This window comes from Streptomyces sp. NPDC043867, assembly GCF_056435845.1.
On record NZ_JBWKDS010000055.1, the window covers coordinates 15,071 to 36,153 of the forward strand.

The following is a 21,083-nucleotide window of genomic DNA, read 5'->3' on the forward strand; positions in this document are numbered from 1 at the left end:
GGGGGGATTGGCGGGGGGTGATGTCCACCAAGGAATGGCTGTGTGCCGTTTTGTTCCCCGGTGCCCCCCTGTGGGACGCCTCAATCGGTACCCCCCGCAACCGCCGATGCGCCGATCAGACGGGCCGACCGCCCGTATCAGCGCACCCCTGCGTCCGCCCGGCCCGGCCGCGCATCACACCACCGATCCGCCGCCGTCACACCGCCCACCACCGCGAGCCGGGCTCAGGTCCCAGCGGGCCGGCTCCGGCCCCAGCCCAGCGGGTCAGCCCGGGGCCCTACGGGCCGGACCGGTCACCGCGGGGCATCGGGGCGTCGCGGCGTCGCGGCGTCGGGGCCTCGCGCCCTCGGGGCCTCGGGGCCTCGCGGCCTCGGGGCCTCGCGGCCTCGCGGCGAGACCGTCGCCCACCCACCCGCAGCACCCCGTACCCGGACGCCCGCCCCGCACCGGCTACACAGGCTGTCCGAACAGTTCCCGCAGGACGTCCTCCATGGTCACCAGACCCGACAGGCGCCCGTCCTCGCCGAGTACCGCCGCCAGGTGCGTGCGGCTTCTGCGCATGGCCGTCAGGACATCGTCCAGCGGGGTGTCCTCGCGGACCCGCGCGATGGGGCGCATGTCCCGGACCGCGAACGGCAGGTCGCGCGGCATCACGTCGAGCGCGTCCTTGACGTGCAGATAGGCCACGATCCGGCGGCCGTCGTCCACCACGGGGAAGCGGGAGAACCCGCTCTCTGCGGACAGCCGCTCCAGCTGCTCGGCAGTGACGCCCACGCGCGCGTAGACCACGCTCTCCAGCGGGAGCACGACGTCCTGCACGGGCCGGCGGCCGAGCTCCAGGGCGTCGTGCAGCCGCTCCCTGGCCCGGTCGTCGATGAGGCCGGCCTCGCCGGAGTCCGCGACCAGGCGGGCCAGCTCGTCGTCCGAGAACGTGGCCGTGACCTCGTCCTTGACCTCCACCCTGAGCAGCTTCAGAATCCCGTTCGCGAAGGCGTTCACCGCGAAGATCACCGGGCGAAGTCCCCGGGCCAGCGCGACGAGCGGCGGCCCGAGCAGCAGCGCGGTCCGTACCGGCTCCGCCAGCGCGACGTTCTTCGGCACCATCTCGCCGAGCAGCATGTGCAGATAGGTCGCCACGGTGAGCGCGATCACGAACGACACCGCGTGCCCCGCGCCCGCGGGGACACCGACCGCGTGGAAGACGGGCTCCAGCAGGTGCGCGATCGCCGGCTCGGCCACCACGCCGAGAACCAGCGTGCACAGGGTGATGCCCAGCTGCGCGGCCGCCAGCAGCGCCGACACGTGCTCCAGGCCCCACAGCACACTGCGCGCACGGCGGTCGCCGTCCTCGGCGTGCGGCTCGATCTGGCTGCGGCGCACCGAGATCAGGGCGAACTCGCCGCCCACGAAGAACGCGTTCACCACGAGCGTGGCCAGGCCGATCAGTAGTTGTACGACGGTCATCGCGCCCCCTCCTTCTCCTCGGCACGGTGCCCGCCGTCCGGCGCGTGCAGCAGTACGCGGGCGGCGCGGCGCCCGGAGGCGTCCGTCACGTCGAGCAGCCAGCCGGCCACCTCGACGGTGTCGCCGACGGCCGGGATGCGGCCGATCTCGGCGGCGACGAGGCCTGCCAGCGTCTCGTAGGGACCGTCCGGCACCCGCAGGCCGACCCGTGCGAGCTGGTCGGTGCGGGCCGACCCGTCGGCGGAGTACAGCGTGCGGCCTTCCGGGTCCGTGCCGGCCGGGGCCAGGTCGGGCGTCTCGTGCGGGTCGTGCTCGTCCCGCACCTCCCCGACGACCTCCTCGACGATGTCCTCGAGCGTGGCGACGCCCGCGGTACCGCCGTACTCGTCGATGACGACGGCCATCGTGCGCTTGACGGCCAGCCGGTCCAGGAGCCGGTCGACGGTCAGCGACTCCGGTACGAAGAGGGGCTCGCGCGTGATGTGCGAGACGGAGGTACGCGCCCGGTGGCCGGCGGGCACGGTGAGGACGTCCTTGATGTGCACCACACCGACCACCGAGTCGAGGTTCCCGCGGTACACGGGGAACCGGGACAGGCCCGTCGCCCGCGTCGCGTTCGCCACGTCCTCGCAGGTCGCCTGGACGTCCAGGGCGATGACCTGGACGCGCGGAGTCATCACGTTCTCCGCGGAGAGGTCGGCGAGGTTGAGCGTGCGGACGAAGAGCTCAGCGGTGTCCGGCTCCAGGGCGCCCGCCTTGGCGGAGTGACGGGCGAGCGCCACGAGCTCCTTGGGGCCGCGCGCGGAGGCGAGCTCCTCCGCCGGTTCGATGCCGAAGCGGCGCACCAGCCGGTTCGCGGTGTTGTTCAGGTGGGTGATGAACGGGCGGAACGCGGCGCTGAACCAGCGCTGCGGGCTCGCCACGCGTCGGGCCACGGCGAGCGGCGACGAGATCGCCCAGTTCTTGGGCACCAGCTCGCCGATGACCATCAGGAAGACGGTCGACAGGGCCGTCCCGAGCACCAGGGCGACGGAGTGCGACGCCGACCGGGGCACGCCCGCGGCCTCCAGCGGACCGGCGATCAGCTTGGCGACGGACGGTTCGGCGAGCATGCCGACGACCAGGTTGGTCACCGTGATACCGAGCTGCGCGCCGGACAGCTGGAAGGTCAGGTTCCGTACGGCCTTGAGGGCACCGGACGCGCCGCGCTCGCCGCGCTCGACGGCGCGCTCCAGCTCGCCGCGCTCGATCGTGGTCAGCGAGAACTCGGCCGCGACGAAGGCACCACAGGCCACGGAGAGCAGGATCGCCACCAGGAGAAGGAGCACTTCGGTCATCGGGTCACCTCCGTCCCATGGTCGGCCAGGGGCGGGGGGATCGCGCGATGTCGGAGACCGGGAGGACGGCAGTGCCGCTGACCGGGAGGTTCGCCCATGGGCGGACGCTCACACCTTTCCATGCGGGAGGACGGCTGATCCGACCAATAGTAAAGGGTCGGCAAAGCGAATCACCGGGGCAGTGGTTTGACCCACCTGCGCCAGTGTTCCTCGGGCGTGTACCCCGCGGCGCGCCACGCATGATGCGCCGTCTCGTTCCGCTTCAGCACCATCGCGTCCCCGCGGCGTCCGCCGAGCCGCACGAACCGCTCCTCGGCGGCGGCCAGGAGCGCCGAGCCGATTCCGAGGCGCCGCCGCGACGGGTGCACCGCCAGCCGGTAGAGATGGCAGCGCCAGCCGTCGAAGCCCGCGATGACCGTGCCGACCAGTTCCCCGTCCCGTTCCGCGAGGATCAGCGCCTCGGGGTCGCGGCGCAGCAGCCCTTCCACGCCGTCCCGGTCGTCGCTGATGCTCGTGCCCTCGGCCGCCGTCGTCCAGAAGGCGAGCACGGTGACCAGGTCCTCAGGCGTCGCGGCCCGTATCCGCAGATCAGTCATGCCGCGATCCCACCACGGGCCCCCGCGGGTGAAACGGGGATTCCACGATCCGGACGCACGCTCGCGGAACGCTCACGCTCCCCTTCACCCGCACGCGGCCGACGCGCACCCCCTCACTCGTACGTGACCGGCTCGTACCCCCTCACTCGTGCGCGATGGCCGCCAGGACGTTCATGCGCGAGGCGCGCAGTGCGGGGAGCAGCGCGGCGACGATGCCCACGACCGCCGAACCGACCACCACCGCGACGACGGTGGTCCAGGGGATCGCGAGCGCCGTCATGCCCTGGAGCGCGAGCACCTGTTGCACGCACAGCCCCCACAGCAGACCGAGCGCGAGTCCGAGCACCGCGCCGAACACGGCGATCACCACCGACTCCAGACGGATCATCCGGCGCAGCTGACGGCGGGCCAGCCCGATCGCGCGCAGCAGACCGATCTCGCGGGTGCGTTCCACGACCGACAGGGCGAGGGTGTTGACGACGCCGAGCACGGCGATGACGATCGCGAGGCCGAGCAGCGCGTACACGAGGTAGAGCAGCACGGCGATCTGGTCGTGGATCAGCTTCTTGTAGTCGGCGAGGTCACGCACCTGGACCTGCGGATAGGGGCCGAGCGTCTTCTCCAGGCCGGAGCGCAGTCCGTCCGCGTCGGTGCCGGCCGCCGCGTTCACGTACAGCGCGGAGTCCTGGCCGTCGGGCACGTACTTCTCGATCGTCGCGAAGCCGAAGTACAGGCCGCCCTGCACGCCGAAGCCCTCGGCGGAGTCCTGGTCGGTGAAGGCGGCCGCCTCCAGTTCGGTTCTGCGCCCTCCCGGAAACTCCACGGGGATTCTGCTGCCGATCCGCACCCCGTGGTCCTTCGCGAACTCGGCGTCCATCGCGAGGTGGCCCGCGGCCAGGGCGGCCGCGGTGTCACCCCGGGCGTAGCTGACGTTGGCGACGTCGTCCAGCCGGGACTCGTAGGCCGCGGCGGTGGTCTCGACGCGTTCGCCGTCCGGCAGCCGCACCGCCACCGGCGTGAACCGCTGCCGTACGACGAGCCCGGCGCCGTCGGTGGCACGGACCTTCTCGGTGATCTCCTGCGGGAACGGCAGGAAGCTGCTGTTCTGCACCACGAAGTCGGCGCCCAGCGTCTTGTCGATCTGCTGGTCGAACGACTTGCTCATGGAGGCGCTCGCCACCGACATCCCGCCGACCAGGGCGAGACCCACCATCAAGGCGGCGGCCGTGGCCCCGGTGCGCCGGGGGTTGCGCAGCGCGTTGCGCTGGCTCATCCGGCCGACGGACCCGAACAGTGCGGGGAAGGCCGCGCCCAGCACCCGGATCACGGGCCGCACGAGCAGCGGACCGGCGATCACGGTCGCGACGAGGGTGAGGACGACGCCGAGGGCCAGCAGGGACGCCGCCGACGAGGTCGTCGTACCCGTCACGCAGCCCACGAGGGCGGCGGCACCCGCCACCCCGACGACCGTGCCGACGATCGCGCGCGTCCGCAACGGCCGCCCCACCCCGGCGATCTCGGCGTCGGCCAGGGCCGCCATCGGCGAGACGCCCGCCGCGCGGCGGGCCGGGAGATACGCGGCCAGGAAGGTGACGCCCACCCCGACGGCGTATGCCGAGAAGGGAGTCACCCACCCGATCACCATCTCGGTGGACTTCAGGTTCATGCCGAACACGCCCATGAGCTCGATCAGTCCGGCCGCCAGACCGATCCCGGCGGCGAGTCCGAGTGTCGAACCGACCAGGCCGAGCAGCGCCGCCTCGGTCAGCACGGACCGCCGCACCTGCCGCCGGTCGGCTCCGAGAGCCCGCAACAGGCCGAGTTCGCGCGTACGTTGCGCGATGAGCATGGAGAACGTGTTGACGATCAGGAAGACCCCGACGAGAACCGCGATCCCGGCGAAGCCGAGCATCACGTACTTGATCACGTCGAGGAAGCCGCCGAGCTTGGCCGCCGCTGACTCGGCCTCCTCGTCGGCAGTCTGCAACTCGTAGGTGTCGGTGCCGAGTTCGGCGGCGATGCGCTGCTTGAGCGCGGCGTCGCCCACCCCCGGTGAGGCGATCACGGAGACGCTGGTGACCACCCCGGTCCGGCCGAGCAGTTCGGACTGCGCGGTGGGCGTGTCCAGATAGACCAGTGCGGCCCCGGGGTTGGTGGTGGTGAAGGTGGCGATTCCGACGACCCGCACCTTGAACGAGCCGGGCCGGGCGAGCACGGTCAGCGTGTCGCCGATCTTCACGTCCTTGTTCTTCGCGGTGTCCGCGTCGAGCAGCGCCTCCTCCGGACCCCGCGGCGCGTGCCCCGACGTCAGTTTCACCGGGCTGCGGTCGGTGACGAACCAGTCGGTGGCGATGGTGGGGGCGCCCGTGGTCGGTCCGACGGACTCGTTCTCGCTGTCGACGACGGTGATGTTCTCCACGGACACGTCGCCGTGCGTGCTTGCCACGCCGTCGATCTCCGCCACCCGGTCGGCGAGCGAGGCCGGCACGGTGGCGGTCGCCCCGGACGGGATCTGCGACTCGAGATCCTCCCTGGGGGACACGGTCACGTCGGCCGACGTCGAGGCGAAGAGCCGGTCGAACGTGCGGGTGACGGTGTCCGAGAAGATCAGACTGCCCGCGACGAACGCGACGGACAACACGACGGCCAGTGCCGAGAGCAGCAGCCGCCCCTTGTGTGCGAGAAAGCTCCGCAGTGTCGCCTTGAGCACGACTGCCTCAGTCCTTGTCGGGGGTCACGTCGGCGGTACCGCCGCCGGAAGGCCTGTCATGGCGGGCCGACTCCGCGCCGGAGTTCCGCCGCGCCGCCACCTCAGGGGCGCCGCCCGTCCCGTCGGTGAAGCCGGTGCGAGCCGAGTCGAAGCGCTTCATGCGCTCCAGCACGGCCTCCGCGGTCGGCCGCGCCATCTCGTCCACGATCCGCCCGTCGCCCAGGAAGAGCACGAGGTCGGAGTGGGCGGCGGCGCCGGGATCGTGCGTGACCATGACGACCGTCTGCCCGAGGTCGTCCACCGCCTCGCGCAGGAACCCGAGCACCTCGAGTCCGGCGCGCGAGTCGAGATTGCCGGTGGGCTCGTCCGCGAAGATCAGCTCGGGGCGGGAGGCGAGCGCGCGGGCGCAGGCGACGCGCTGCTGCTGTCCGCCGGACAGCTGTGCGGGACGGTGCTTCAGCCGGTCGCGCAGGCCCAGCGTGTCGATGACCTGGTCCAGCCACTTCTGATCCGGCTTCCGCCCGGCGATGTCCATGGGCAGGGTGATGTTCTCGGCCGCGTTCAGCGTCGGGATCAGGTTGAACGACTGGAACATGAAGCCGATCCGGTCCCTCCGCAGCCGGGTCAGTTCGCGTTCCTTCAGGCCGGTGATCTCGGTGTCCCCGAGCCACACCTGACCCGCCGAGACGGTGTCGAGCCCGGCCAGGCAGTGCATGAGCGTGGACTTTCCCGAACCCGAGGGGCCCATGACGGCGGTGAACCGGCCGCGCGCGATGTCCACGTCGACCGAGTCGAGAGCGAGCACGGTCGTCTCGCCGGAGCCGTACGCCTTGGTCAGTGCGCGGGCGCGGGCCGCGGTCCCGTCGGCGTCCGCCGGCCCGGCGGCACGCTCCGCTGCGGGTATGGACAAGGCCGCCTCCCGGTCATCGACGTGCCGACTCCTTCGTCCCGGCCGAGCGTAGGGCGACAGGGGGCCCGCCCGGTATCCTCCCGAAGTGCCGGACGTTCTCCGCCCCAGGTCTGGCCCCCGACACTCGTGTAAGGGGCACTTTTCACCTCCGGGTGGACGCCGCGCGCCCTTGCCGCTGCTAGCGCTTCGGCGCTAGCTTCGAGGTATGGCGAAGACCCAGCTGAACGTTCGGGTGGACGAGGGCACCGCCCGTGCCGCCCGTGAGCGTGCCCTGGAGCGCGGCATGAGCGTGAATCGCTACATCGAAGAGCTGGTCAGACAGGACGCCGGAGAGGCGGGCCACACCTTCGTGGACGCCGCGGCCGACTTCATGAAGCAGTACGAGACCGTCTTCGCCGAGGAATTCGGCGCGGAGCGTGAGGGCAAGCGCGAAGGTCGTCGTTGATCCGTTGAGCCACCTCAGAATCGATCTCGCCTGGCTCCTCATGATCGCCGAACAGAAGACGCCCGGAGATCCCCAGGTCACCGACTGGGGCGCCCTCGTGGCCGCCGTGAGCCGCCACGAGGCGGAGATATTCGGCACCCCCGTCTACGACAGCCCGCACGCCCGCGCCGCGGCGCTGCTCCAACTCCTGCTGCACGTACCGGCCCTGGAGCGGTCGAACGCGCTGTTCGCCTCCGCCGTCGCGTACGCCTATCTCGTCGCCGACGGCATCAAGGTCGTCATCTCGCCCGAGCAGGTCCGCGACCTCGCCCGCCTGGTGAAGAGCGGCGAGGCCTCGGTCCAGGACATCGAGCGCGAACTGCGCCAGTGGAGCCTGTGACCCCCCCCCGGGCCCCTGGGGCCGGCGGGCTACGGCGCCTCGCCGTCCGTGAACGCGTCCGCGTCCCAGGTGCCGCCCAGGCGAGGTGACAGCCAACCCGGCGCCCCGGCACGGAAGTCGGCCGGGGTCAGCGAGCCGGCTCCGGCCGGCACCGCTCCGAGCAGCGGGGCGCCGGACACCTCCGGAAGGTCGGCCAGGTTGCAACGGCACGCCAGATCGGGGGAGTCGGGCCAGCTGCCGATCACGACGCCCGCGAAGTCGATGCCGCGACCGCGCAGCTCGTGGGCGGTGAGCTCCGTCGTGTTCAGGGTGCCGAGACCGGCCGAGGCGACGACCAGCACCGGCGCGCCCATCAGCCGCGCCGCGTCCGCCAGCGTTCCGCCCGCCTCGTCGAACCGTACGAGCAGCCCGCCCGCGCCCTCGACCAGGACGAGGTCGTGATCCGTGGCCAGTTCGGCGGCCGCGTCCGCGACCTCCTTGGGCCGCACCGGCGCGAGGCCGGCCCGGCGGGCCGCCGTCGCGGGCGCCAACGGCTCCGGATAGCGGGCGAGTTCGAGCGTCGTCACCCGCCCGGCGAGCCGGGCCACCTCGTCGGCGTCCCCGCGCTCGTCCGGCCCCACCCCCGTCTGGGCGGGCTTGAGCACCGCCACCGACCGCCCGGCCGCGACCGCGGCCGCGGCGACGGCGGCGGTCGTGACGGTCTTGCCGACCTCCGTGCCGGTTCCCGTGATCACCAGTACCGGTGTGTCCCGCATGTCATCCCTCCCGTGCCGCCGCGCACACCGCGCGGGTGATGCGTGCCAGATCCGTGTCGCTCGTGACGTACGGAGGCATCGTGTAGATGAGATCCCGGAACGGCCGCAGCCACACACCCTCGCGCACGGCCGCCCGGGTCGCCGCCTCCATGTCGACGGCGTGGTCCAGCTGGATCACGCCGATGGCGCCGAGCACCCGGACGTCCCGCACGCCCGGCAGCTCCGCCGCGGGCGCGAGTCCCTCCCGCAGCCCGCTCTCGACGCGTTCGACCTCGCTCCGCCAGTCCTGCCCGAGCAGCAGGTCGATGGAGGCGCAGGCCACGGCCGCCGCCAGCGGGTTCCCCATGAACGTGGGCCCGTGGGCGAGCACCGGGACCTCGCCCCGCGAGATGCCGTCGGCCACCCGGGCCGTGCACAGCGTCGCCGCCATCGTCAGATAGCCGCCGGTCAGCGCCTTGCCGACGCACATCACGTCCGGTGTCACACCGGCGTGCTCCGCCGCGAACAGCGTGCCCGTGCGGCCGAACGCGGTCGCGATCTCGTCGAAGACGAGCAGCACGTCGTGCGCGTCGCACGCCTCGCGCAGCACCCGCAGATACGCGGGGGAGTGGAACCGCATCCCGCCCGCGCCCTGCACCACCGGTTCCACGATCACCGCGGCCAGCTCGTCCGCGTGCCGCTCGATCAGGTCGCGCAGATGGTCCGCGTACGACTCCTCGTACGCCACCGGCGGAGCGTCCGCGAACACCTGCCGCTGGAGCACCCCCTGCCACAGCCCGTGCATCCCGCCGTCGGGGTCGCACACGGACATCGGCTGCCAGGTGTCGCCGTGGTAACCGCCGCGCCAGGTCAGCATCCGCTGTTTGCCGGGGCGGCCGAGCGAACGCCAGTGCTGGAGGCACATCTTGACGGCGACCTCGACCGAGACCGAACCGGAGTCGGCGAGGAAGACGTGCTCCAGGCCCTCGGGGGACATGTCGACAAGCCGCTTCGCCAGCCGTACGGCCGGCTCGTGGGTGAGCCCGCCGAACATGACGTGGCTCATGCGCTCCAGCTGGCCGCGGACCGCGTCGTTCAGCACCGGGTGGTTGTAGCCGTGGATCGCCGCCCACCAGGACGACATCCCGTCGATCAGTTCACCGGACCCGTCGGCCATCTTCAGCCGCACGCCGCTCGCCGCCTCCACGACGAGCGGCTCCTGCCGGCCCGGCATGGGTCCGTAGGGGTGCCAGACGTGCCGGCGGTCCAGGTCGAGCAGTTCCGGCACGGACAGCTCAGGCATTGGGCGCGAGGTCCGTTCCGGCGCCCCGCCGACGTACCGCGACGAGGTCCGTCCGCGCCTCGCCCGCCTGCGGCGCGGGCGCGGAGCCGCAGACCCCGCCGCCCTCGTGCGAGCCGCAGCCCGCCGCCTCGTGGGATCCGCAGCCCGCGGAGCCGTGCGAGCCGCAGCCCGCGCCCTCCGCGGACCCGCAGCCGCCGGCCGCCGCCCGGTGCTCGGGGAGCGTGACCTCACCCGCGCCCTCCACCTCGAACCCGGCGTCCGCGATCATCTCCAGGTCGGCCTTGCCCGCCTGGCCCTCGCTGGTGAGGTAGTCGCCGAGGAAGATCGAGTTGGCCAGGTGCAGCGCGAGCGGCTGCATCGTGCGCAGATGGACCTCGCGGCCGCCCGCGATGCGGACCTCGACGTCGGGGCAGACGAAGCGGACCATCGCGAGGATGCGCAGGCAGCGCTGCGGGCTCAGGTTCCACTCCTTCGCGAGCGGAGTGCCCTCGAAGGGGATCAGGAAGTTCACCGGCACGGAGTCGGGGTCGAGATCGCGCAGCGCGTAGACGACGTCGACCAGATCCTCGTCGCTCTCGCCCATGCCCGCGATCAGACCGGAGCAGGCGGACAGCCCGGCCGCGTGCGCCTTGTGGACCGTGTCCACCCGGTCGGCGTACGTGTGCGTGGTCGTGATCTCCCCGTACGTCCCCTCGGACGTGTTCAGGTTGTGGTTGTAGGCGTCCGCGCCCGCCTCGCGCAGCCGCTCGGCCTGCCCGTCGGAGAGCAGACCGAGGCAGGCGCACACCTCGACGCTCTCGTTCTGGTCCTTGATCGCCTTGATGGTGTCGGAGACCCGGTCGACGTCACGGTCCGTCGGACCGCGCCCGCTCGCCACCAGACAGACGCGCTTGGCGCCCCCCGCCAGGCCCGCCGCCGCGGCCTGCGAGGCCTCGTCCGGCTTGAGCCAGGTGTACTTCAGGATCTCGGCCTTCGACCCGAGCCGCTGCGAACAGTAGGAGCAGTCCTCGGGGCACAGCCCCGACTTCAGGTTGACCAGATAGTTGAGTTTCACCCGTCGGCCGAACCAGTGCCGGCGCACCTTGCCCGCCGCCGCCACCACATCGAGCAGCTCGTCGTCGGACGTGGCCAGCACGGCCAGAGCTTCGTCCCGGGTCGGCAGCTCGCGCCGAAGCCCCTTGTCCACCAGCGTGTTCAGCAGGTCCATGAGGGTCGATCCTGGCCTATGCGACCGCCCGGGGCCAAGGAGACTTTGCACAAGAGAGACCGTTCGAGGTGTGGGTATTGCCACATCCTGGGCAGCGGGCCCGGCGGCTAGGGTCTGTCCACTGCCTACAAAACGACAGGGCCCGGAGGCTCCAGCATGGCCGGATCGCCGTTCGCATGGATCGACGAGCAGGCGCACCGGCGCCGCCGGGCGGGTCTGGTCCGCACGCTGCGCCCGCGCCCCGCCGAGTCGCCGCTCCTCGACCTCGCGAGCAACGACTACCTCGGGCTGGCACGGCATCCGGAGATCACCGAGGCCGCGGCGGAGGCCGCGCGGCGCTGGGGCGGCGGCGCCACCGGTTCCCGGCTGGTCACGGGCACGACGGAGCTGCACGGTGAACTCGAGCGCGAGCTGGCCGCCTTCTGCGGCTTCGAGGCCGCCCTGGTCTTCTCCTCGGGCTACGCCGCGAACCTCGCCGCCGTCACCGCGCTCGCGCCGCACGGCTCCCTCATCGTCTCCGACGCGGGCAACCACGCGTCGCTGATCGACGGCTGCCGGCTGGCCCGCGGGACGACACAGGTCGTCGCGCACACCGACCCGGAGGCCGTCCGCAAAGCCCTCGGCACCCACCAAGGGCCCGCCGTCGCCGTCTCGGACACCGTCTTCTCGGTGGACGGGGACGCGGCACCGCTGGCCGGGCTCGCCGCCGCCTGCCGGGAGCACGGCGCGGGACTCGTCCTCGACGACGCGCACGGCCTCGGCGTGCTCGGCGACGGCGGCCGGGGCGCCGCGCAGGCGTCCGGCCTCGCGGGCGCGCCCGACGTCGTCGTGACCGTCACGCTCTCCAAGTCGTTCGGCAGCCAGGGCGGCGCGGTGCTCGGGCCCGCACCGGTCATCGACCACCTGGTCAACGCGGCCCGGACGTTCATCTTCGACACCGGCCTCGCACCGGCCGCCGCGGGTGCGGCCCTCGCTGCGCTGCGCCTGCTGCGCCGCGAGCCGGACCGGGCCGCGCGGGCCCGTCGGGTCGCGACGATCCTGCACACCCGCCTGACGGCCGAGGGCCTCGAGGCGGTCCGGCCGGACGCTGCGGTGGTGTCCGTGCGGGCGCCGTCCCCGGAGCGGGCGGTGGCCTGGGCGGCCGACTGCCGGGAGGCGGGTCTCGCCGTCGGCTGCTTCCGCCCGCCGTCCGTGCCCGACGGCATCTCGCGGCTGCGGCTGACCGCCCGCGCCGATCTCACGGAGGACCAGATCGAGCACGCCGTACGGGTGATCAGCCGGACGAGGTGAACACGGCCGGGGCCGTCCCACGGTGGGGGATCAGCCCAGCGCGGCGATGAATTCCTCCCACGCGGCGGGGGCGAGGAGCAGGGCGGGCCCCGCGGTGTTCTTCGAGTCGCGGACGGCCACGAGCCCGGCCCACGGGCCCGGCCCCGGTCGCGCGGTCTCGACGCAGTTGTTCATTCCGGTGCTGCGGCTGCTGCGCAGCCACCGCACTCCGTGCAGGGACGTACTGGATCGTACGGACCGAGGCGGTGCCGACATGATGCCTCCTCACGCGCCGTCACGTGTCGCGGCGATGTAGTCCACGGAGTCCTCGGGCGAAAGAGCGTGCGTCCGAAGGGTGTTGAAGGCCTCGGTGTAGGCCTGGAGGTCTTCTTTCCGTTCGAGGTGGAGGCTACTCGTCATGTGGTCAAGAACAACCACATCCAGATCAGAAGTGTTCGGAAATGAGAAGATAACGAAAGGCCCGCTGATCCCGACGTGGGCTCCGGACGCGAACGGCAGCACCTGGAGCCGTACGTGAGGAAGGCGTGCCGCCTCCAGGAGCCGTTCCAGCTGCCGTTGCATCACCGCGCGTCCGCCGACGGCCCGCCGCAGCACGGCCTCGTCCAGCACGGCGCTCAGTTCCAGGGGCGGACGCGAACGCAGCACGTCCTGCCGGGCCAGCCGCACCTCCACCAGCGCGTTCAGCTTGCCGTCCTCCACACCCTCCACGGCGGCCCGGGTGACCGCACGGGCGTACTCCGGCGTCTGCAGCAGGCCCGGCACCACGCAGGTCTCCAGCGTGCGCATGGCACTCGCCTGCGACTCCAGGCTGATGAAGTCGCGGTACGTCGGCGGGAGCACGCCGCGGTAGGCGTGCCACCAGTGGCGCCCGTCGCCGTCGGAGCCGGCCAGGCCGACGAGCAGTTCGCGCAGTTCGGGGCTCTGGACGCCGTACGCGTCGAGGAGCCGCCGTACGTCGGACGGCTTCGCGCCGCTGGTGCCGGTCTCGATCCGGCTCACCTTCGACTGGTGCCAGCCGACCAGCCGGGCCGCCTCGCCGCTGGTGAGCCCCGCCCGGCCGCGCAGGACGCGCAGTTCGGCGCCGAGCTTGCGGCGCCGCACCGCTGGACCGTGTCGCATGGCCGCCTCCTTCCGCCCGGTGAGCGGCGTTCCCGGCGACGGTAGAGGATGCGCCCGGTGCCCGGCCGAACGGGCACGTTCGCGCAGAGTTCACCGCATCGAGCGACAGATATATGCATATCCCGGTGGATCGCGCCCGTGAGGGGTGCGGCGGTGGCAGTCTGGCGCGAAGCACCGGTCCGGGACCGTACTCGAATCAGCCGCTCCGTGTCGGACTACGGGTCCCGTGGGAAAGGGACGATGTCGCCATGGCAGATCACCAGGAAGCATCCGTCACTCTGCCGAGCGATCCCGCATCGGTCTCCGCGGCCCGGACCTACGTCATCGGCGTCCTCGCCGACTGGGGCCTGCCGAGGGGCACGGAGGCCGCCGAGACCGTACGCCTGATCGTGTCCGAGCTCGCCACCAACGCCGTCCAGCACACCCTCGGGCAGTCTCCGACCTTCACCGTCGACGTCACGCTCGAGCGTGACGAACAGCTGCGCATCGGAGTCACCGACAGCCACCCGCGGTTCCCGAAGCGTCTGCCGGCCGCCGTCCAGCAGGACAACGGCCGGGGGCTGGTCATCATCCGCTGGCTGACCGCCGAGTGCGGCGGCAGGGTGAGCGTGCGGCCCACCCGCGAGGGCGGCAAGACGGTCGTGATCGAGCTGCCGTGGTCGCTCCCGGCCCGGCCGGTGACCCCGGGGCAGGAACCCTGAAGCCGCGACCCGGCAGCCGCGCCGCCAGGGCCGTGGCGGCCCTCGCGACATGGCAGCCGCGCCGTCAGGGCCGTGGCGGCCCTCACGGGCGCCGGCCCGGACCTTCGTGCTCCCGAGCCCCCGAGGAAGCTCTTCTCGCCCGGAGGGTGCGCCGCACGAGCCGGGGCAGGACGCCCCACAGCGCCGCGCAGACGACCAGCGTGCCGGCCGCCGCGGCGATTCCGCCGCCCCGGCCCAGGGTCACGTCGACGACGAGCAGGACGGAGCCGGTGAACGCCAGCATCAGGACGCACAGCCCGGCCGTGGCCAGATGGGAGGAGACCCGCACGATGGTGGCCTTGGCGTTCTGCTGGAACAGCGACCGGTGCAGGGCGGCCGGGGCCACGAAGAGGGCGGCGGCCAGCACGGCGAGCAGCAGCGTGGTGACGTACGTGACGCGCTGCACCGTGTCGAGGGTCGGGAACCGCTGGGTGAATGCCAGGGTCAGCAGGAAGGCGAAGAGGATCTGCACGCCGGTCTGGACGACGCGCAGCTCCTGGAGCAGCTCGGCGAAGTTGCGGTCGGCGCGCTCCGGGGGCGTCTCGTTCCGCGCGGAGTGAGGGTGTCGGTCGTCCATGGGCGGACGAGTATCCGTTTCGGGCCGTGTTCACCCTCCGGGGGCGACGGCGCCCGCCGCCGCCCCCGGGGAGCCGGTCAGCCGACCCGGCCGTACCAGACGCTCTTCGTCCAGATCTTCGTGAGCTTCACGACCTCTCCGGTCTTCGGGGAGTGCCAGATCCGTCCCTTCCCGGCGTAGATGCCGACGTGGTACACGTTCCGGCCCGAATGGAAGAACACGAGGTCTCCCGCCCTGCGGTGCGAGGCGGAGACGTGGTTGGTCTTGTTGTACTGCGCCGCGGCCGTACGAGGCAGCCTCTTGCCGGCCTTCTTGTACGAGTAGAGCGTGAGCCCGGAGCAGTCGAAGCGGCGCGGCCCCGTCGCGCCGTACTTGTACGGGGCACCCTTCTTGGAGGCCGCGATCTGGAGCGCCTTCGTCGCCGATGTGGCCGCGGCGGCGTCGGATGCGGCGCCGGGGACCACGAGGCTGCCGCCGACGGCGGCGATGGTGAGGGCCGAGGCCGTACCGGCCCGGGTCCACAGCGACGGGACACGATTGAGCGCAGTCATGCGCAACCCTTCGTCAGCCGCCTGTGAAGGATGACCTGTCGGATTCGGGCTGGCGAAGTAGCCCGGCCGCGATGTGCGGCTTCACCCCAAGGACCGCCCGGATCTCTCCGGCGGCCCGTCGTGCTGGGTCCTCCACTCCTGCCGATCCACTTCTGTCGACCGGTCATCCGGGCGGCGGCAGGACTCGGCGTCCGCCCGGATCGCCCCGCCGCTTCGGCGGGGGCTTGTCGTCGCAGGGATCTTCACTCATGGAAGTCCGAAAATCCGAACGGAATCGGAGATTTGTGGGGTTACTCACCACTCACCCGTTCGGGTGGACGCCCCCTGTTTCGAACGGAAGTTGGGGGTGCCGACCAAGCCCGCACCTGCGGCGGAACACTTCATTCCGCGCCTGCTCTCCACACGTTGCGCAAGTTGAGGGGGCTCATGGCCAGGGGTGCGTCTACGCCGTTGGGGGGTACGCCGTTTGGTGCGTTTGTGTCCCGGGCCGGACGTCGCGCGAAGCCGGCGCCCGTCGGCCCGGGGTGACGGCACGCCGGATGTCCGCCGTCGGCGGCAAGGTGGAGCGGGCGGCCCGTCGTTCGCCCCGGAGGACCCGCACGGTCCGCGCCAGGGGGCGGCGCGTGGACTTCGTTTTCGCCCCGTTGGTGCATCGGAGTGAGCGGCGCGGAAGGGCCGGCGGTGCCCGACGGGTATGGAACAGCCCAGTCGGCGGTCATGAGTGGATCAAGAGCTGGTTAACGTAGTTGAAACTCCGTCCAACTAGCCTGCCGATCCACGCCACCAGGGGTTTTCGTATCCGGATTGAGGCCGATCGCCCAATCTGCCTGTGTGTTACATCTATCCCGTCGCGGTGGCTGCGGCAACCGGACCCCGCACGGTCCGGGCGAGGACTGTGAGGTGGGACGCCGTGCAACTGACCCCGCACGAGCAAGAGAGGCTGCTGATCCACGTGGCCGCCGACGTGGCCGATAAGCGCCGGGCCCGCGGGCTGAGACTGAACCACCCCGAGGCCGTCGCCCTCATCACGTCGCACCTCCTGGAAGGCGCCCGTGACGGCCGTACCGTCGCCGAGCTCATGGCCTCCGGGCGCAGGCTGCTCACCCGGGACGACGTCATGGAGGGCATCCCCGAGATGATCCACGACGTGCAGGTGGAGGCGACCTTCCCGGACGGCACCAAGCTCGTCACCGTCCACGACCCGATCGTCTGACGGGGGAGCGGCCCGATGATCCCCGGAGAGATCCTGTTCGCCGACGGACCCGTCGCCTTCAACGAAGGCCGCGAGGTGACCCGGCTGACCGTCCTCAACTCCGCCGACCGCCCCGTCCAGGTCGGCTCCCACTACCACTTCGCCGAGGCCAACCCGGGTCTGGACTTCGACCGCGCCGCAGCCCGCGGCAGGCGGCTGAACGTGGCCGCGGGCACCGCCGTGCGCTTCGAGCCCGGTATCCCCGTCGACGTCGAACTCGTTCCGCTCGCCGGTGCCCGTGTGGTGCCCGGACTGCGCGGTGAGACCGGAGGTGCCCTCGATGCCTGAGATCTCGCGTGCCGCGTACGCCGATCTGTTCGGCCCCACCACCGGCGACCGGATCCGGCTCGCCGACACCGATCTGCTCGTCGAGATCGAGGAGGACCGCTGCGGCGGTCCCGGCCGCGCCGGCGACGAGGCGGTGTTCGGTGGCGGCAAGGTCATCCGCGAGTCCATGGGCCAGGCGCGCGCCACGCGCGCGGAGGGCACCCCGGACATCGTGATCACGGGAGCCGTGATCATCGACCACTGGGGTGTCGTCAAGGCCGACGTCGGCATCCGCGACGGCCGGATCACCGGCATCGGCAAGGCGGGCAACCCCGACACGATGGACGGCGTCCACCCTGACCTCGTCATCGGCCCCGAGACCGAGATCGTCGCGGGCAACGGGCGGATCCTCACGGCCGGCGCCATCGACGCGCACGTCCATTTCATCTGCCCGCAGATCGCCGACGAGGCACTGGCCGCCGGTATCACCACACTGGTCGGCGGCGGCACCGGACCGGCCGAGGGCTCCAAGGCGACCACCGTCACCCCCGGCCCCTGGCACCTGGCCCGGATGCTGGAGGCGATGGAGCGGTACCCGCTCAACATCGGCCTGCTCGGCAAGGGCAACACCGTCTCGCACGAGGCGATGCTGTCCCAGATCCGCGGCGGCGCCCTCGGACTGAAGCTGCACGAGGACTGGGGCTCCACCCCGGCCGTCATCGACGCCTCGCTCACCGTCGCCGAGCGGACCGGCGTCCAGATCGCCATCCACACGGACACCCTCAACGAAGCCGGGTTCGTGGGCGACACCCTCGCCGCCATCGCCGGCCGCACGATCCACGCGTACCACACCGAGGGTGCGGGCGGCGGTCACGCGCCGGACATCATGACCGTGGTCTCCGAGCCGCACGTGCTGCCCAGCTCCACCAACCCGACCCGGCCCTTCACCGTCAACACCGCCGAGGAACACCTCGACATGCTGATGGTCTGCCACCACCTCAACCCGTCCGTCCCCGAGGACCTGGCCTTCGCCGAGTCCCGGATCCGGCCGTCCACCATCGGCGCGGAGGACATCCTGCACGACCTGGGCGCCATCTCGATCATCTCCTCCGACTCGCAGGCGATGGGCCGGGTCGGCGAGGTGGTCATGCGGACCTGGCAGACGGCGCACGTGATGAAGCGCAGGCGCGGGGCGCTGCCCGGCGACGGACGCGCGGACAACCGCCGGGTGCGTCGCTATGTCGCCAAATACACGATCAACCCGGCCGTGGCGCAGGGACTCGCCCGCGAGATCGGCTCGGTGGAGACCGGCAAGCTCGCCGACCTCGTGCTGTGGGAACCCGCCTTCTTCGGCGTCAAGCCGCACCTCGTCATCAAGGGCGGGCAGATCGCCTACGCGCAGATGGGCGACGCGAACGCCTCCATCCCCACCCCGCAGCCGATTCTGCCCCGCCCCATGTTCGGGGCGATCGGACGGGCCCCCGCCGCCAACTCGTTCAACTTCGTGGCTCCGACGGCGATCGAGGACGGGCTGCCCGAACGGCTCGCGCTCGGCAAGCGGTTCGTGCCCATCGATTCCACGCGGACGGTGACCAAGGCCGACATGCGGGAGAACGACGCGCGCCCGCAGGTGCGGGTCGACCCCGACAGCTTCGCCGTGCACATCGACGGGGAACTGGTCGAGGCGACACCGGCGGCCGAACTGCCCATGGCCCAGCGTTACTTCCTCTTCTGATGACGCGCGCAGCACTGCTCGTCCTGGCCGACGGCCGTTTCCCCGCCGGAGGACACGCCCACTCCGGCGGGGCCGAGGCGGCCGTCAAGGCCGGGCGGATCACCGGCGCGGCGAGTCTCGAGGAGTTCTGCCGGGGGCGGCTGCACACCACCGGCCTGGTGGCGGCCGCCCTGGCCGCGGCGGCGGCGAGCGGAGCCGACCCGGGTGAACTGGACGCGGCCGCGGACGCCCGCACGCCGTCGCCCGCCCTGCGAGCCGCCGCCCGGCGGCTCGGGCGGCAGCTCGTGCGGGCCGCCCGCGCGGCGTGGCCGAGCCCCGAACTGGACGACCTGGCACGGCGGTTCCCCAAGGGAGCGCACCAGCCCGTCGTCCTCGGGCTGGCAGCCGGGGCCGCCGGACTGGCGCCGGAGGACGCCGCGTACTGCTCCGTGTACGAGAGCGTGAGCGGACCGGCGACGGCGACGGTACGGCTGTTGAGCCTCGACCCGTTCGAGGCGACCGGTGTGCTGGCGCTGCTCGCGCCCGAGCTGGACCTCGTGGCGCGGGCCGCGGTGGACGCCGCCCGGCGCGCGCTCGTCGACGGGGTCGACGTGCTGCCGGCCGCCTCCGCTCCGCTGCTGGAGATCGGGGCGGAGGCGCATGCCGCCTGGTCCGTGAGGCTGTTCGCCTCCTGAAGTTCCGGGGAGGACTTCGCGCCCTGTTCCGGAAGGGAGTTCACCCTCCGTTCCGGAGGGGAGTTCGCCCCCCGTTCCGGGGGAGAGTTCGCCCCCCGTTCCGGGGGAGAGTTCGCCCCCTGTTCCGGACGGAGTTCACCCCCTCCGTCCCCTTCCCTTCCTGTCCCGAGGGGCTCCGCCCCCGGACCCCCGTACCGTCCTGCGGCCTCGTCCTCGAACGCCGGACGGGCTGAAAACTGGAGCCGCATCATGCATCTCGACCACACCCACCTCCATGACGGGCCCTCGGCCGTGGGGGCCGACGTCCACCGGGGCGACGGCCGTCGGCGGGCGCTGCGGATCGGGCTCGGCGGCCCCGTCGGCTCGGGCAAGACCGCGACCGTCGCCGCGCTCTGCCGGGCGCTGCGCGACGAGTTGTCCCTCGCCGTCGTGACGAACGACATCTACACGCGGGAGGACGCCGAGTTCCTGCTGCGGGAAGCCGTTCTGCCGCCCGAGCGGATCACGGCCGTGGAGACCGGGGCCTGCCCGCACACCGCGATCCGCGACGACATCTCCGCCAACCTGGAAGCGGTCGAGGAACTGGAGGACGAGCTGCAGTCCCTGGACCTCGTGCTGATCGAGTCCGGGGGAGACAACCTGACGGCGACCTTCTCCAAGGGGCTCGTCGACGCGCAGATCTTCGTGATCGACGTCGCCGGCGGTGACGACATCCCCCGCAAGGGCGGCCCGGGGGTGACCACCGCCGACCTGCTGGTGGTGAACAAGACGGACCTCGCACCGTACGTCGGCTCCGACCTCGCGCGGATGGCCGCCGACGCCGAGGCGCAGCGGGCCCGGCTGCCCGTCGTCTTCCAGTCGCTGCGGACCGAGGCCGGGGTCGGTGAGGTCGCCGACTGGGTACGCGCGCGGCACGCCGCGTGGACGGCATGACGGCAGGGGTACGGGCCACCGCGCGGATCGCGGCGCGCGGTGACGGCAGCGGCGGTACCTCCCTGCCGGTCCTGGAAAGCGAAGGCCCGCTGGCGCTGCGCCGCACCCAGGCGCACGGATCCGAGGCGCGCGTGATGATCGTCGGCGCGATGAGCGGGCCGCTCGGCGGGGACCACTTCGGCGTCGAGGCGGAGGCGGGCGACGGGGCCCGGCTCCACGTCGGCTCGGCCGCCGCGACCATCGCCCTGCCGGGCCAGGCCGGGGGAGAGGCGCGCTACGACATCCGGCTCGGCGTGGCCGCCGGAGCCGAACTGCACTGGATGCCGGAGCAGTTGATCTCCGTCAGGGGAAGCGACCTGTACGTGTCGTCCCGGGTCGACGTGGCGGCCGGCGCCCGGCTCGTCTTCCGGGAGGAGCAGGTGCTCGGGCGGGCCGGCGAGGAACCGGGACGGCTCACCAGCCGTCTCACCGTGCGCGTCGACGGGAAGCCGGTGCTGGACCAGGAACTGTCCTGCGGGCCCGGCGCACCCGGAGGCTGGGACGGTCCCGCCGTCCTGGGGGGACATCGCGCCCTGGGCCAACTCGTCGTCGTGCGGCCGGAGTTCGAGCGGAAGCCGATGGTGCCACGGCTGTTCGGGGAGGGCGCCGCACTCAACCCGCTCGCCGGTCCCGCCGTCCTGGTGACCGCCCTCGCGCCGGACGCGCTGCGGCTGCGGCGGACGCTCGACGAGGCGTTGCGTGCACTGGACTGACCTACCCCCTCCGCTCAACGGAGCAACGCGCACCGGTTATCGGATTAGTAAAGAAGCCAGGGTACCTCTGTTCTCAGGGGCCCCACAGCAGAAAGGATCCCCGTACCA

Annotated in this window: 22 protein-coding genes and 1 riboswitch; of the genes, 10 read left to right on the plus strand and 12 right to left on the minus strand. The window is 72.2% G+C overall.

From position 1 onward, the window contains the following. Window positions 1–450: 450 nt before the first annotated feature. The 5 genes from AC069T_RS35015 to AC069T_RS35035 all read right to left on the minus strand — a co-directional run bounded on the left by AC069T_RS35015 (window position 451) and on the right by AC069T_RS35035 (window position 7,017). Entirely contained in the window at window positions 451–1,464 is a 1,014-nt protein-coding gene (locus AC069T_RS35015) for a hemolysin family protein (RefSeq protein WP_478786572.1), read from the minus strand. Next, window positions 1,461–2,801 carry a hemolysin family protein gene (locus tag AC069T_RS35020; RefSeq protein ID WP_478786573.1) on the minus strand — a complete coding sequence of 447 codons (1,341 nt, stop codon included), beginning with the start codon at window positions 2,799–2,801 and terminating at the stop codon, window positions 1,461–1,463. Before AC069T_RS35020 ends, AC069T_RS35015 begins: the two co-directional genes overlap by 4 nt. A 170-nt stretch (window positions 2,802–2,971) precedes the next feature. Then, the gene (locus AC069T_RS35025; protein ID WP_478786574.1) at window positions 2,972–3,397 is read right to left on the minus strand and encodes a GNAT family N-acetyltransferase; all 426 of its coding nucleotides are present in this window, start codon (window positions 3,395–3,397) and stop codon (window positions 2,972–2,974) included. Window positions 3,398–3,539: 142 nt separating this feature from the next. Beyond that, complete coding sequence (locus AC069T_RS35030) at window positions 3,540–6,107, minus strand: ABC transporter permease (RefSeq protein WP_478786575.1); 2,568 nt, start codon at window positions 6,105–6,107, stop codon at window positions 3,540–3,542. Between the two features lie 7 nt (window positions 6,108–6,114). After that, the gene (locus tag AC069T_RS35035) at window positions 6,115–7,017 is read right to left on the minus strand and encodes an ABC transporter ATP-binding protein (RefSeq protein WP_478786576.1); all 903 of its coding nucleotides are present in this window, start codon (window positions 7,015–7,017) and stop codon (window positions 6,115–6,117) included. Between the two features lie 205 nt (window positions 7,018–7,222). On the opposite strand from AC069T_RS35035, the gene AC069T_RS35040 reads away from it, so the two are divergent. Both AC069T_RS35040 and AC069T_RS35045 read left to right on the plus strand, forming a co-directional pair. After that, a complete protein-coding gene (locus AC069T_RS35040; RefSeq protein WP_358853779.1) occupies window positions 7,223–7,462 on the plus strand; it encodes a toxin-antitoxin system HicB family antitoxin in 240 nt (79 codons plus the stop codon). A 4-nt stretch (window positions 7,463–7,466) separates the two neighbouring features. Next, complete coding sequence (locus tag AC069T_RS35045) at window positions 7,467–7,841, plus strand: fic family toxin-antitoxin system, toxin component (protein ID WP_478786577.1); 375 nt, start codon at window positions 7,467–7,469, stop codon at window positions 7,839–7,841. A gap of 29 nt (window positions 7,842–7,870) precedes the next feature. Here AC069T_RS35045 and bioD read toward each other — a convergent pair whose 3' ends face one another. Genes bioD through bioB form a run of 3 tightly spaced genes read right to left on the minus strand, consistent with a single transcriptional unit; the run spans window position 7,871 to window position 11,085 of the window. Next, entirely contained in the window at window positions 7,871–8,596 is a 726-nt protein-coding gene (gene bioD / locus AC069T_RS35050) for a dethiobiotin synthase (protein ID WP_478786578.1), read from the minus strand. 1 nt (window position 8,597) lies between these two features. Further along, window positions 8,598–9,878, minus strand: a complete 1,281-nt coding sequence (locus tag AC069T_RS35055) for an adenosylmethionine--8-amino-7-oxononanoate transaminase (RefSeq protein WP_478786579.1) — start codon at window positions 9,876–9,878, stop codon at window positions 8,598–8,600. Continuing rightward, a complete protein-coding gene (bioB, locus tag AC069T_RS35060) occupies window positions 9,871–11,085 on the minus strand; it encodes a biotin synthase BioB (protein ID WP_478786580.1) in 1,215 nt (404 codons plus the stop codon). Before bioB ends, AC069T_RS35055 begins: the two co-directional genes overlap by 8 nt. 156 nt (window positions 11,086–11,241) lie before the next feature. On the opposite strand from bioB, the gene AC069T_RS35065 reads away from it, so the two are divergent. Beyond that, window positions 11,242–12,375: an 8-amino-7-oxononanoate synthase gene (locus AC069T_RS35065; protein WP_478786581.1), complete on the plus strand. Its 1,134-nt coding sequence runs from the start codon at window positions 11,242–11,244 to the stop codon at window positions 12,373–12,375. A gap of 30 nt (window positions 12,376–12,405) precedes the next feature. On the opposite strand, the gene AC069T_RS35070 is transcribed toward AC069T_RS35065, so the two are convergent. Together AC069T_RS35070 and AC069T_RS35075 are read right to left on the minus strand one after the other, a co-directional pair. Further along, window positions 12,406–12,630 (minus strand): DUF397 domain-containing protein, encoded by a 225-nt coding sequence (locus AC069T_RS35070; RefSeq protein ID WP_478786582.1) that lies wholly within the window; start codon window positions 12,628–12,630, stop codon window positions 12,406–12,408. A gap of 9 nt (window positions 12,631–12,639) precedes the next feature. Then, complete coding sequence (locus tag AC069T_RS35075) at window positions 12,640–13,494, minus strand: helix-turn-helix domain-containing protein (RefSeq protein WP_478786583.1); 855 nt, start codon at window positions 13,492–13,494, stop codon at window positions 12,640–12,642. Window positions 13,495–13,742: 248 nt separating this feature from the next. On the opposite strand from AC069T_RS35075, the gene AC069T_RS35080 reads away from it, so the two are divergent. Next, entirely contained in the window at window positions 13,743–14,195 is a 453-nt protein-coding gene (locus AC069T_RS35080; protein WP_478786584.1) for an ATP-binding protein, read from the plus strand. Window positions 14,196–14,277: 82 nt separating this feature from the next. On the opposite strand, the gene AC069T_RS35085 is transcribed toward AC069T_RS35080, so the two are convergent. Both AC069T_RS35085 and AC069T_RS35090 read right to left on the minus strand, forming a co-directional pair. Further along, a complete protein-coding gene (locus tag AC069T_RS35085; protein ID WP_478786585.1) occupies window positions 14,278–14,811 on the minus strand; it encodes a DUF6328 family protein in 534 nt (177 codons plus the stop codon). Window positions 14,812–14,888: 77 nt separating this feature from the next. Next, entirely contained in the window at window positions 14,889–15,362 is a 474-nt protein-coding gene (locus tag AC069T_RS35090; protein WP_478786586.1) for a C40 family peptidase, read from the minus strand. Between the two features lie 3 nt (window positions 15,363–15,365). After that, a riboswitch (cyclic di-AMP (ydaO/yuaA leader) is annotated at window positions 15,366–15,530 on the minus strand. A 742-nt stretch (window positions 15,531–16,272) separates the two neighbouring features. Between AC069T_RS35090 and AC069T_RS35095 the strand changes: the two genes are divergently transcribed. The 6 genes from AC069T_RS35095 to AC069T_RS35120 all read left to right on the plus strand — a co-directional run bounded on the left by AC069T_RS35095 (window position 16,273) and on the right by AC069T_RS35120 (window position 20,975). Further along, window positions 16,273–16,575, plus strand: coding sequence for an urease subunit gamma (locus tag AC069T_RS35095; protein ID WP_478786587.1), 303 nt, complete (start codon window positions 16,273–16,275; stop codon window positions 16,573–16,575). Between the two features lie 15 nt (window positions 16,576–16,590). Beyond that, window positions 16,591–16,902: an urease subunit beta gene (locus AC069T_RS35100; protein ID WP_358853767.1), complete on the plus strand. Its 312-nt coding sequence runs from the start codon at window positions 16,591–16,593 to the stop codon at window positions 16,900–16,902. Then, a complete protein-coding gene (locus AC069T_RS35105) occupies window positions 16,895–18,616 on the plus strand; it encodes an urease subunit alpha (protein WP_478786588.1) in 1,722 nt (573 codons plus the stop codon). The genes AC069T_RS35100 and AC069T_RS35105 overlap by 8 nt, the downstream gene beginning before the upstream one ends. Continuing rightward, window positions 18,616–19,290: an urease accessory protein UreF gene (locus tag AC069T_RS35110; RefSeq protein WP_478786589.1), complete on the plus strand. Its 675-nt coding sequence runs from the start codon at window positions 18,616–18,618 to the stop codon at window positions 19,288–19,290. The genes AC069T_RS35105 and AC069T_RS35110 overlap by 1 nt, the downstream gene beginning before the upstream one ends. Before the next feature lie 249 nt (window positions 19,291–19,539). Next, window positions 19,540–20,223: an urease accessory protein UreG gene (gene ureG / locus AC069T_RS35115; protein ID WP_478786590.1), complete on the plus strand. Its 684-nt coding sequence runs from the start codon at window positions 19,540–19,542 to the stop codon at window positions 20,221–20,223. Next, window positions 20,220–20,975 (plus strand): urease accessory protein UreD, encoded by a 756-nt coding sequence (locus AC069T_RS35120; protein ID WP_478786591.1) that lies wholly within the window; start codon window positions 20,220–20,222, stop codon window positions 20,973–20,975. The genes ureG and AC069T_RS35120 overlap by 4 nt, the downstream gene beginning before the upstream one ends. The last annotated feature ends 108 nt before the right edge of the window (window positions 20,976–21,083 follow it).